The sequence below is a fragment of the Parasediminibacterium schistidii genome (assembly GCF_046546515.1).
Taxonomy (GTDB): domain Bacteria; phylum Bacteroidota; class Bacteroidia; order Chitinophagales; family Chitinophagaceae; genus Parasediminibacterium.
This window is the reverse complement of record NZ_JBKHKJ010000057.1, coordinates 1-11,479: the sequence shown is the minus strand read 5'-3', so window position 1 is coordinate 11,479 and position 11,479 is coordinate 1. Positions and strand designations below refer to the sequence as shown.

The window sequence follows — 11,479 nt, the reverse complement described above, 5'->3', positions numbered from 1 at the left end:
CGCCCCAACCAAAACTGAAATAATAACTACAAAATAATGTTGTTTAAAATATTCATTCCATTTAAAAGACTTAAAAACTTCAAGTCTGCTTTTGAAGACCTTAGGTAAATTGTCATAAAGTGAGTCACGAATGAGGTTATGAAAAACGAATGAAAGTAAAATCCCAACGGGCAAGTCAAAGTAAAATAGTCCACCAATTGTATGACTAAAAGTGCTTTGGATTTTCATTCTAAAAAAATACTCAAAGTCTGGTGTCATGCTGCCAATTATAAGACCTGTCAACGACATGTGTCGCCTTGAACATTTTGTCAAGGGTAAGACTATTGCAGGATGTGAAAATGTAAATGGCATATTTAATTTATAGGAATAGAGGGTTGCAAAATGGCAGGCAACGAGTCGGTATTTGGGATGTGGCTGAAAATAGCGCTGGGTCAGGCGATAACTAAAGCCAAATACCTGTTCTTAAAGTTCAAATATATAGCCTACTGCCCAATATTGTACGGTCAGCCGGAACATAAGTTTATGGAAGGGCTAAAAGCCGAGTGAGTTTCGTCAAGCCAGCCATATTGCAAATACGGATGTTAGCTGCCGTACTTCGTCAAGTCAGGGAGTCCAAACTTTTTAATGGATTGTTTCGCTTTCTCTACTTTCTCTGGAAAAAGTACAACATTGCTGTATTGATTCAACGATTTGTCAATTCGTACAACTGGCACTTTCTTTTCGTTTAATTCAATTATATTTTTCATGTTTCAAATTTAATGCTTTTTTCTTTGTACAACGAATGCGTCATAATTTTTTCCTTTCACATATTGTTCCCATTCACTCTCTGTTTGTCCAAATATCATAAAATCTTCAGTTACGATGTCATAATATTTATTAATTCCCATTCGGTAAAGTCGTGTCCTAGCAGCTGTGCTACCTGTGGCATATATCAAAGCATCAGGTGTTTTGTCGCAAAAAGCGTAAATCGCAGCAACGACACTTGCAAGGACTTTTTCACTATCCCCATTGTCTGTTACAACTTTATCATCAATTTGCCCCGTCAAAAAATTTCTGTCACCAAAGGCAAGGTTATAAAGATTTTCTTGATAAATTAGAGTGAACTGTACAACTTTTTCAATCTTTCCTTTTGTCCCTTCGCTTAAAAAATCGAAGGTTGTTAATTGGTCATCCGATTTCAATTCATATCTATCAAGTTTCATATTTTCCCTTTGTCATGGCGAAAATATGCTTTTCTTTTCTCTTCAAATTATAAGGCTATCCGAAATTTGCGTATGGCAGCTAACGAGTCGGTATTTGGGATGTGGCTGAAAATAGCGCTGGGTCAGCCGATAACTAAAGCCAAATACCTGCTCTTAAAGTTCAAATATGTAACGTGTTGCCCAATATTGGTTGGTCTGCCGGAACAAAAGCTAAAAAAAAGGACAAAAAGCCGATTTTGTTGGGTCAAGCCAGCCATATCGCAAATACGGATGTTGGCGGCTGCTTCCTTTCGCTTCTTTCCATCCGCTTCGGGTCTAGCTGTGACCAATGGCAGGAGCAAGCCAAAATGAGGACACTTGCGTATTTTTCACAATATTCATATTGTTGGTGTTTTTATTAAAATAGTTTCAGCTTTGCCTTTTTTCCTCGTTTGACATTTTTCAAAAATCGCCTTCACTCATTTAAACCATTGATTATCAACAATATCGACAAATTTTTATGAGTGTTTTGTGAGTGTTTTGTGCGTACTACATGAGTGATTTGTGCGTGATTTATGAGTGATTTGTGAGAAAAAGTGAGTGATTTGTGAGTAATTTTATACCCATAAAACAAACCCTTATTTTGGCACTACAACTATTTTAATATTAGTAAAAAAAGAACTACAACGAAACTCTTGGCACATTAGCTTATAAATACATTGTATCAAGTGCTTATTTGTCATAAAGATAAGTTTTTTATAAATTACGAGCACTTGTTTTGTTTGTCTATTGCGTACTGTCCCCACCAAACTTTTCGACCTCTGTTTTGCTGCCTGACATTTCCCTTATTGCTGTAAGTCGTGGTCATTTTGTGGGTTAGGCCTTGTCCCATAAGGTTTTTCAAGCCCTGTTTTCCTTCCCGACTTTTCCGTGTTGCTTTGAACCGTGGTCATATTGTGGGTTAGGCTTAGTCCCATAAAGTTTTTCAAACCCTGTTTTGCTGCCCCTCGTTTTCCTTGTTGCTGTGAACCGTGGTCATTTTGTGGATTGCGTATTGTCGGCAAAAAGCTCTACGACTATCTTTTATAATCCGTTTTTACAGGTTTAGGGGGTCTCGGAAGTAGCCGCCCAACGAGTCGGTATTTGGGATGTGGCTGAAAATAGCGCCGGGTCAGCCGAAAACAAAAGCCAAATACCTGCTCCTAAAGTTCAAATATATAACCTACTAGCCAATATTGTTGGGTCTGCCGGAACAAAAGTTTAAAGAAGGACTAAAAGCCGATTTTGTTCCGTCAAGCCAGCCATATTGCAAATACGGATGTTATGTGCCGTACTTCTTGTCGGGAATTGGGTGTTTAAATTTTGTAAAGAACTTTGTGTTTTATAAACGGTTGCTCAAAAAACTTGTAATGTTTGTTGAATTACTAACAACTTTTGTGTCCACTGAAAACTGCTTCAAACTACAAATGCACTTTAAATTTTACCTTTCATTAAAAATATTGTCAAGAAGGTTGGTTGAGACACCAAATTATTACTGCTACTCCAAAAATATGAATAACTGTAATAGTAATTTTAGACAATACCGTTATGTCCTTCTTCACCAAAGTCCTAATGAACAAATAAGGAATTGAAATAAGCAGTAGGAGTAAAACTAACATATCAAGTCCAGGTCCAGCCAAATTAGTTGGTGCTATTTTATGAGCAAAGAATAATAGTAGAATGCCCAACAAATAGAATGCAACGTGGAATAGAGGTCTGTCAATTATATTTTTCAATTTTTTATTTTTGTCTTTATGTGTCGTGCTGCTGAATCGTTTTTGTTAAGGTTACAACGTTTGTCAAATTATATACTGTGTCCACTTGTTTATTACTTTAGTAAAAGCCTAACAGATACCAATGCTAAATTTAAAAATAAAAACTACAAAAGTTGAACAGAAAAAGTCAAGTTGATGTGGGCTTTGAGTCAAGTCAACCCTAAATGAAAGAGACCATGGTTACTGTCGCCCCAAAGCTTGTGAAACTGTCGCAGGCGTATGGCACATAACGAGCAGGTATTTGCGGATGTGGCTGAAAATAGCGCTGGGTCAGCCGATAACAAAAGCCAAATACCTGCTCTTAAAGTTCAAATATATAACCTACTGGCCAATATTGTTGGGTCAGCCGGAACAAAAGCTAAAAAAAGAACTAACAGCCGAGTTTGTTCGGTCAAGCCAGCCATATCGCAAATACGGATGTTGTACGTTCGCCCTTCATTCTGGGTGTGTCAAACAGGTTACCATAATAAGGTTGTGTCTCATAAGCCTTGGCAGATTGGCTAGTAGTGTCATTATGCAACTTTCTGCTTGTACAAATGTTGTTGAAATTCTATAAACAGTTTGCTAATGTTGGCAACGTTGCCCAAAATATCTTTTGCATCTTCCAACGATTGATATTTGTTTGTTAACAAGATTGGTAACTTTTCTTGGTCAAGTTCTTCTACACCAGTTTCAATATATTTGCTCAATACAAATTCAATAAACTCTTTTTGTTTGTTGTCAAGCAAAGCAAAAATTGTCGCTTGTGCTGCTGCAACTCTTGCTTCTCTTGTCATTGGTTTTATGTCGCTGTTAAATACATATTCCAACACATCAAATAAGTCGCTTTTCTCTGCGTCTATCAATTTTTGCAAAATAACCAGTTCCTCCTTTCCAAAACCCGCTTCGTCTAATTTCTCTAATAGTGTTCTTCTGGTGATTGGATTGCTCCAAAGTGTACGCAGTTCATCCTCACTTTTAAAAAGGTTTGGCAATTCGCCAAACAGGTTATTTAAAAATTCTTCTGCCGAAATTGGCCTGCCATCTGCTGTCCAAAACGAAGTAGAAATCATCGATTGAATTTCACGCTCTTTTCCGTCTTTCAGTTTTATTTTAATGCGTTTGCGTTTTTCTTTTTCACCACCCTCATCTTCGCCTTCTTTTGGTTCATCCTGCTTTGGTTCCCTCTCTTTTGGGGAGGGTTGGGGTGAAGTTGCTTCAGGGTCTAATGGTTCTCCGTCCCATTCAGGGTCAGCAAAATGATGATAGGCATCTACAAAATCGTAGATTGTAAAAAAGTCTTTGCCATCAAACAAACGTGTGCCTCGCCCTACAATTTGCTTAAACTCTATCATTGAGTTTACTGGCCGCATTAAAACGATGTTGCGGATATTTCTTGCATCAACGCCCGTTGATAGTTTTTGCGAAGTGGTTAAAATGGTTGGGATTGTTTTTTCATTGTCTTGAAACTCCCTTAAAAACTGTTCGCCTATTTCCCCATCATTGGCAGTAACCCGAACACAATAATTTGGGTCGGTGCTTTTCTTGTATTGGCTTACCAAATCTCTAACTGCTGCTGCATGGTCTTGTGTAGCACAAAAAACAATTGCCTTTTCTTTTTGGTTGGCCTCGTCCATATAAATTTGAACACGTTTTGCCTCCCTTGCTTTTATCTCAATTATTTTATTGAAGTCGGGCTCAGTGTACAATCTGCCTTCTTCAATTTCGCCTTCAATTATTTGGTCATCGCTGGTATAGATATAATCGTCAAGCGTTGTTTTAATACGTTTCACTTTGAATGGCGTAAGGAAACCATCGTTGATACCTTCTTTGAGGGAATAGATATAAACGGGTTCACCAAAATATCTGTAAGTATCTACGTTGTCTTTGCGTTTGGGTGTGGCCGTTAAACCCAACTGAACGGCTGGCGAGAAATATTCTAAAATACCTCTCCAGTTTCCCTCGTCATTAGCCCCGCCACGGTGGCACTCGTCAATTATGATAAAATCAAAATAGTCTTTTGGGTATTCGCCAAAATACGGAACTGGTTTACCTTCTTTGTCCTTGCCACTCATAAAGGTTTGGAAGATGGTAAAGAAGATGCTGCCGTTTGTTGGCACTCTGCCACCTTTGCGTATTTCCTTGGGATTAATCCTTACCAAAGCATCTTCGGCAAAGGCTGAAAAAGCATTGAAGGCTTGGTCGGCTAAAATATTCCTATCCGCCAAAAATAAAATTCGAGGCCGTCTATTTAATTGATAATTGACAGTTGATAATTGATAATTATTTACATCGTTTTTTAATTGTCCATTTTCAATTTTCAATTGTGCATTATTGATGTTCCATCGTGTTTGAAACAACTTCCATGCAATTTGAAAAGCAATAAAAGTTTTTCCAGTGCCAGTGGCGAGAGTTAATAAAATGCGTTGCGTATTATTGGCAACAGCTTCTAAGGTATTGTTTACGGCAATTTCCTGATAATATCTTGCTCCTTTTGTGCCACCAACATCTTCAAACGGAATGGCAGCAAACTTTTCTCTCCATTCGTTTTGAACGGCGAAGGTTTTATTCCAAAGTTGTTCGGGTGCCAGGTAGTCTGTTACTAAACCCTCTGCACCTGTTTTCATGCAGATGCTGTAAATCTCTTTTCCGTTGGTGCTATAAGTGGTTTCCAATTTTAGTTTCTCTGCGTATTGCTTGGCTTGTGCCACGCCTTCGGCTACGCCCAATTCATCGCTTTTGGCTTCTACCACTGCCAGTTTTATGCCTTTGTAAAGCAGCACATAATCGGCAGTAAGTTTTTTTGCTCTTGTGCCACCTGTTTGAATTTTACCTGCGGTAATGTTATACTCACGAAGTATTTTTGAGCCTTCTACAACGCCCCAACCGCAAGCCTTTAGCTTGGGGTCTATGAGTTCTGCTCTTGTTTCTGCTTCGTTCATAATGTCTTGAACTATGATTTTTCTGATTTTTTGATTGACTATGATTTTTTTGGTTTCATTACACGTTTAAATTGTAAAGATGAATTGCCAAAATTGATGAGCAACCCAATATCCAAACCATACGCTTCTAAATAATTGATGGCTTGTGCCAAATGCACATCTTCTAGCTGCACCACTGCTTTTAATTCTACCATTACTTTTTCTTCTACAAAAAAATCGACACGTCTTGTGCCAATTTCATCGCCTTTGTAGTTTATTTTCATTTCGTGCTCTCTCGAAAATACTAAGCCCTGCAATGCCATTTCTTTTGCCAATGCCCTTTGATAAATCACTTCCTGAAAACCATTGCCAAGAATACGATGCACTTCCATAGCACAGCCAATTATTTTGCCTGTAAGTTCTGAAAGCGGGTATTCTTTTTTAATCATAATATTCATTTAATCATTAAAAATCATAGTTCAGACCACCACTGAATGCCTTTTGCAAAATACTCTTTTTCAGTTCTTCCAAATCATTTATTTTTTGCTGATAAATGGCTTCTAATTTTTTGGTTTCAGTTAATAATTCATCAAGTTTTTGAACTATTACTTGTTGTTGCTTTATTGATTTTGGGTAGGGAATATAAACTTCATCAAAACTGTAATTATTTATCTGAGGGATGTTTGCACCATTACTAATGCTGTTCAAATCAAATAGCTGAAACCAATGAAAGAAATAATCTTTGTCAATTTTTTTGCTTGGAATAATTGCCATTGTATTCAAATCGACAATTGTAGGTTTTATGATTTTCCTTTTCTTATTGGTTGCAATTGCACCACCTCTTTTTGGAAAAATAATGGCTCCTTCTGGAATGATTTGATTTATCTTAATCTCTTTACTATTTACAAATCTGCTTGAAGTGTTTATTTCAACTTCATTGTCAGGCAAATTCATATCACCAACCTTTGTATATAGAACATCACCTTCTGTTCTTTCAAGTGATGGGGAAATAGTTGTTCCACTTTTTAATTCGCATACTTCTTTTAAAATATTCTCTTCCCAACCCTCACCTTTCCTCTCAAACACCCCTTGCAAATAACTCTCAAACAATTCTTTGGCGTTTTGTAGGTTTTGTTCGGCATTCGCTTTTGCCTTTGCTATGGCGGCAAAGGCTTTATCTAATATGGCTACGATGCGTTGTTGCTCGGGCAGGGATTCGGGATAAGAAATTTCAATTTGTTTAAGATTATCATTATAAAGTCTTGAAATTGTTGCTCCTTTTGATGCTCCCCAATTACATATTTCATAAAAGCGGTAGAGGTAATCGTTTAAAACCAATTTTTCATTGTTATCAATCCAAACTATATTAGAGTCTTGAAAATATGCTGGTTCTCCATCATATCTTACTCTTCTCCCTATTGTTCCTGATGCAGATATTAGAATGTCACCTTTTTTGGGGAAAGAGAATTTACTACGAAACTCATTGTATCGCTCTTTAGTGATAAAGGCATCAGGGTTTTTTCCGAAAGTTCCAATTTTGTAAAATGGAATACCTCCTTCAGTTGTAGTATCTTCTTTAAATACTCTCTTGCACATTGATACCTTACCAATCTCTCCCAACTTTTTTATCTCCCAGCCCTCTCTCATATCACGCATCATTTTTCTCATTTAGTTGGGTGGCTATCAATCTTTTTTCTCGTTCTATTTCTGCTATCAATTCGGCTTCTGTTGGCAAGTAAGGCATATATTTAGTGGCAAACAATTGCTTGTTATCGTTTAGTATGCTGTACTTAACCACGGTTTCGTCTTTTTCGGCACATAGTATTATGCCAATGGTTGGGTTGTCGTCGGGTTGTTTTTTCAGGTGGTCAAACAGCCGTATGTACATATCCATTTGCCCAGTATCTTGGTGGGTAAGCTTGGTCGTTTTTAGGTCAAACAGTACAAAGCATTTTAGCAGGTAATTGTAAAATACCAAGTCAATATAAAAGTGGCTGGTTTCGGTGCTAATCCTAAACTGCCTCCCCACAAACGAAAAGCCCTTGCCCAACTCCAGCAAAAACTGTTGCAGGTTTTGTATCAATGCTGTTTCAATGTCTTTTTCATTGGCATTTATTGGCTCGGGTATATTTAAAAACTCAAAAACATAAGGGTCTTTAATAAAATCGTTCACCGTTGCTTTTTCTAAGGTTTGGCTGTGTTGCAAAGCCTCTGTCTTGTTTTTGGAGGATAGCAGCCGCTCGTAATACATGGTGTTTAAATTACGTTCCAATGCCCTGCTGCTCCAATTCTGTTCTGCACATTCTTTTACATAAAAGTCTCTTGCAATGGGGTTTTCTACCCGCATTATTAAGCGGTGGTGCGTCCAACTCAAATTGCTACGCAGTGCGTAGCAATTTGCAGCATCGGGGTATGTTAAGTAAAACTGCCTAAAATTCCGCAGGTTGGCATACGAAAAACCTTTGCCTAATTGGGCGGTTAAAGCCGCCGACAATGTTTTTAAAATAGCTTCGCCATAAGCCGCTTTTTGTTCGCCTTGTTGCTCTTCGGCTATTATCCGTTTGCCCATTAGCCAATAAGCCAATACCATTTCGCTGTTAACAACAGCGTAGGCTTTTTGCCTTGCTGTTTGCAATATTTGCAACACATCGGCAATTAATTGCTGGGGTTTTGCTATATCACTCATAATAACGTAGTTAATTGATAATGGACAATTGATAATGGATAATTATTTCTTTGCATTTTCTTTACTTGTTTTAATAATTGCCGTTAATAATTTTAAGATTTCTGCCAAATCATTTTTCAATGAGATAGCAACTTTTTCTTCTAAATAATTAGATTGTGCAAGCAGTTCTATCCAGTATTCGGTTTCGTTGGCTTCTTTCAAAGCAATTGCCATTTTATGCACAAAGTCGGCACCGCTTTCCGCTTGCTCTGCTTCACGAACCATTGCTCCAATTGCAGTTCCACTTCTTAACATTTGTTTGCTCAATACATATTCTTTTCTCTCTGAAAGAAACTGACAAGCCTTTACAACTCTCAAAGCAAAAGCAAATGATTTATTTTTAATGATGTTTTCTTTCATTGTCAATTATCAATTGTAAATTATCCATTATTAAGCTGCTTTCTTCGTCCAAGGCTTTCATTTCTTCTAAAATTTCTTGCGGTTGGCGTAAGGCAACTTCTTCTTTTTTATTTGGGTTTTTTGCACTTAGGTCAAAGGTACTTTGATCAATGTCTTTAATGTTAATGCTCCAAGCATTTTCACTTTCTGCAAAAGTTTTTTGAAGTTCAACAAATTCAGCCAAATCTTTTTCGTTCAGGGCATTGGTCTTGCCAAGGTTGCGGTCTAAGTTTAGTTGGTAAAACCAGACCTTTTTTTGTTGGAGAACCTTTTTCAAAAAACAATACTACCGTTTTTACACCTGCACCAGTAAAAGTGCCGCCTGGCAAATCCAATACGGTGTGCAGGTTGCAATTTTTCAAGAGTTATTTGCGCAAAGCAACAGAAGCATTATCAGTATTGCTCAAAAACGTGTTTTTAATAACCACACCAGCTTTGCCTCCTGCTTTCAGTATTTTAATAAAATGTTGCAAAAAAAGAGAAGCTGTTTCACCTGTTTTTATAGGGAAGTTCTGCTGCACCTCGGCACGTTCTTTACCACCAAAAGGTGGGTTGGCCAGCACAATATCGTAACGGTCTTTTTCTTGTATATCGGCAAGGTTTTCAGCAAGCGTGTTTGTATGCACAATATTGGGGGCCTCTACGCCGTGCAAAATCATGTTCATAATACCAATTATGTAAGCCAGTGATTTTTTCTCTTTGCCATAAAAGGTTTTTTCCTGCAAGGTTTCTACATCGGTAGTCGTTAGTTTTTTGCTGTGCTTTAAGTACTCAAATGCTTCCACCAAAAAACCTGCGCTGCCTACTGCGCCGTCATAAATCTTTTGCCCTATCTCGGGGGCTACCACTTTCACAATGGTTTTAATCAAAGGCCGGGGCGTGTAATATTCTCCACCATTGCGACCAGCATTGCCCATATTTTGTATTTTCGATTCATACAAATGGCTCATTTCGTGCTTTTCGGCATGGGTGCGAAAACGCAGTTCGTCTATGCGGTTGATTACTTCACGCAAATTGTAACCACTTTGTATGCGGTTTTTTAGTTCGCTAAAAATCTCTCCTATTTTATATTCGATAGTGTCGGCACTTTCAGCATCGGCTTTAAACTTTTTTAGGTAGGGGAAAAGTTGGATGTTTACAAAGTCGGCAAGGTCATCACCAGTTAATGCTTTGTGGTGGTCAAGTTTGCCGTCTTCACCTTTAGGTGCTGCCCATACTGCCCATTGAAACTCAGGTGCAATAATATTGTTGTAAGTCTTGCCGCTCAGTTCGGCTGCTGTGGCCTTGTCTTTCTCCAAGTCGTCCAAATATTTCAAGAACAACACCCAAGATGTTTGCTCCACATAGTCCAGTTCACTGCCACAACCTGCGTCCTTGTGCAGTATGTCGTCTATATTTTTAAAAGTCTGTTCAAACATTCGTTGTCCCTTATTATTATTAGAGTTGCAATTTAGGGTTATATTATACGTCTAACTATATTACTGTTTATAAAATATTACTATATCTGATTTTAGGGTGGTGGGTGGGCTTGGCTGCGTTTTCGGGAGGGTTAAATGTGCTACTGTCTTGGGTGCATATTGTGGGAGAAGGTTTTAGTTGAGAAGGGTGTCCGACGGGGGTGACGTACAACGAGTCGGTATTTGGGATGTGGCTGAAAATAGCGCTGGGTCAGCCGATAACTAAAGCCAAATGCCTACTCCTGAAGTTCAAATATATAACCTACTGCTCAATATTGTACGGTCAGCCGGGACAAAAGCTAAAAAAAGGACTAAAAGCCGAGTGAGTTCCGTCAAGCCAGCCATATCGCAAATACGGATGTTGGCGGCTGCTTCCTTTCGCTTCTGTCCATCCGCTTCGGGTCTAGCTGTGACCAACGGCAGGAGCAAGCCAAAATGAGGACACTTGCGTATTTTTCACAATATCCATATTGTTGGTGTTTTTATTAAAATAGTTTCAGTTTTGCCTTTTTTCGGTTTTTTTCCTCGTTTGCCATTTTTAAAAAATCGCCTTCACTCATTTAAACCATTGATTATCAACAATATCGACAAATTTTTATGAGTGTTTTGTGAGTGTTTTGTGCGTACTTTTTGAGTGATTTGTGCGTGATTTATGAGTGATTTGTGAGAAAAAGTGAGTGATTTGTGAGTGATTTTATGCCCATAAAACCAACCCTTATTTTGGCACTACAACTATTTTAATATTAGTAAAAAAAGAACTACAACAAAACTCTTGGCACATTAGCTTATAAATAAATTGTATCAAGTGGTTATTTGTCAAAAAGATAAGTTTTTTATAAATTACGAACACTTGTTTTGTTGCCAACAGACACACGTTATTGGCAATTCGCTAGGGACTTTTTATTGGGTTGAGGCATGGGGTGTTGGGGATTGGAAAATCCTTTTATCTATTTAGGTGGAATGCCCTTTGTAAAAGACCTTAGCGAAGCCACACGCCACAGAC

Annotated in this window: 11 protein-coding genes and 1 pseudogene; 1 reads left to right on the top strand and 11 read right to left on the bottom strand. The window is 38.0% G+C overall.

Going from position 1 to position 11,479, the window contains the following annotated elements:
* From ACHFIY_RS18715 to ACHFIY_RS18665, 11 genes and pseudogenes are all read right to left on the bottom strand, one after another.
* Nucleotides 1-351 (bottom strand): DUF4184 family protein (locus tag ACHFIY_RS18715; protein WP_410847654.1); only part of this gene is annotated, 351 nt, incomplete at its 3' end.
* A gap of 230 nt (nt 352-581) precedes the next feature.
* The gene (locus ACHFIY_RS18710; protein ID WP_410847653.1) at nt 582-746 is read right to left on the bottom strand and encodes a hypothetical protein; all 165 of its coding nucleotides are present in this window, start codon (nt 744-746) and stop codon (nt 582-584) included.
* A 9-nt stretch (nt 747-755) separates the two neighbouring features.
* The gene (locus tag ACHFIY_RS18705; protein ID WP_410847652.1) at nt 756-1,202 is read right to left on the bottom strand and encodes a DUF6934 family protein; all 447 of its coding nucleotides are present in this window, start codon (nt 1,200-1,202) and stop codon (nt 756-758) included.
* A gap of 824 nt (nt 1,203-2,026) precedes the next feature.
* A complete protein-coding gene (locus ACHFIY_RS18700) occupies nt 2,027-2,158 on the bottom strand; it encodes a hypothetical protein (RefSeq protein WP_410847651.1) in 132 nt (43 codons plus the stop codon).
* A gap of 1,349 nt (nt 2,159-3,507) precedes the next feature.
* Complete coding sequence (gene hsdR, locus ACHFIY_RS18695) at nt 3,508-5,916, bottom strand: EcoAI/FtnUII family type I restriction enzme subunit R (RefSeq protein ID WP_410847650.1); 2,409 nt, start codon at nt 5,914-5,916, stop codon at nt 3,508-3,510.
* 38 nt (nt 5,917-5,954) lie between these two features.
* On the bottom strand, nt 5,955-6,344 hold the full coding sequence (locus ACHFIY_RS18690) for a GxxExxY protein (protein ID WP_410847649.1): 390 nt from the start codon (nt 6,342-6,344) through the stop codon (nt 5,955-5,957).
* A 16-nt stretch (nt 6,345-6,360) separates the two neighbouring features.
* Nucleotides 6,361-7,554 carry a restriction endonuclease subunit S gene (locus ACHFIY_RS18685; protein WP_410847648.1) on the bottom strand — a complete coding sequence of 398 codons (1,194 nt, stop codon included), beginning with the start codon at nt 7,552-7,554 and terminating at the stop codon, nt 6,361-6,363.
* Entirely contained in the window at nt 7,544-8,581 is a 1,038-nt protein-coding gene (locus ACHFIY_RS18680; protein WP_410847647.1) for a PDDEXK nuclease domain-containing protein, read from the bottom strand. Before ACHFIY_RS18680 ends, ACHFIY_RS18685 begins: the two co-directional genes overlap by 11 nt.
* 42 nt (nt 8,582-8,623) lie before the next feature.
* Nucleotides 8,624-8,980: a four helix bundle protein gene (locus tag ACHFIY_RS18675; RefSeq protein WP_410847646.1), complete on the bottom strand. Its 357-nt coding sequence runs from the start codon at nt 8,978-8,980 to the stop codon at nt 8,624-8,626.
* Nucleotides 8,961-9,296 carry a hypothetical protein gene (locus ACHFIY_RS18670; RefSeq protein ID WP_410847655.1) on the bottom strand — a complete coding sequence of 112 codons (336 nt, stop codon included), beginning with the start codon at nt 9,294-9,296 and terminating at the stop codon, nt 8,961-8,963. Before ACHFIY_RS18670 ends, ACHFIY_RS18675 begins: the two co-directional genes overlap by 20 nt.
* Nucleotides 9,196-10,437, bottom strand: a pseudogene (locus tag ACHFIY_RS18665) (class I SAM-dependent DNA methyltransferase). The gene ACHFIY_RS18670 and the pseudogene ACHFIY_RS18665 overlap by 101 nt, the downstream one beginning before the upstream one ends.
* Nucleotides 10,438-10,708: 271 nt before the next feature.
* Here ACHFIY_RS18665 and ACHFIY_RS18660 point away from each other — a divergent pair.
* Nucleotides 10,709-10,915: a hypothetical protein gene (locus ACHFIY_RS18660; protein WP_410847645.1), complete on the top strand. Its 207-nt coding sequence runs from the start codon at nt 10,709-10,711 to the stop codon at nt 10,913-10,915.
* Nucleotides 10,916-11,479 lie beyond the last annotated feature (564 nt).

What these genes read in the sequence shown, in the direction of transcription:
- ACHFIY_RS18705 (WP_410847652.1), bottom strand. Translation starts at nt 1,202, where the DNA reads ATGAAACTTGATAGATATGAATTGAAATCGGATGACCAATTAACAACC.
- ACHFIY_RS18690 (WP_410847649.1), bottom strand. Translation starts at nt 6,344, where the DNA reads ATGATTAAAAAAGAATACCCGCTTTCAGAACTTACAGGCAAAATAATT.
- ACHFIY_RS18700 (WP_410847651.1), bottom strand. Translation starts at nt 2,158, where the DNA reads ATGGGACTAAGCCTAACCCACAATATGACCACGGTTCAAAGCAACACG.
- ACHFIY_RS18675 (WP_410847646.1), bottom strand. Translation starts at nt 8,980, where the DNA reads ATGAAAGAAAACATCATTAAAAATAAATCATTTGCTTTTGCTTTGAGA.
- ACHFIY_RS18685 (WP_410847648.1), bottom strand. Translation starts at nt 7,554, where the DNA reads ATGATGCGTGATATGAGAGAGGGCTGGGAGATAAAAAAGTTGGGAGAG.
- ACHFIY_RS18660 (WP_410847645.1), top strand. Translation starts at nt 10,709, where the DNA reads ATGCCTACTCCTGAAGTTCAAATATATAACCTACTGCTCAATATTGTA.
- hsdR (WP_410847650.1), bottom strand. Translation starts at nt 5,916, where the DNA reads ATGAACGAAGCAGAAACAAGAGCAGAACTCATAGACCCCAAGCTAAAG.
- ACHFIY_RS18710 (WP_410847653.1), bottom strand. Translation starts at nt 746, where the DNA reads ATGAAAAATATAATTGAATTAAACGAAAAGAAAGTGCCAGTTGTACGA.
- ACHFIY_RS18680 (WP_410847647.1), bottom strand. Translation starts at nt 8,581, where the DNA reads ATGAGTGATATAGCAAAACCCCAGCAATTAATTGCCGATGTGTTGCAA.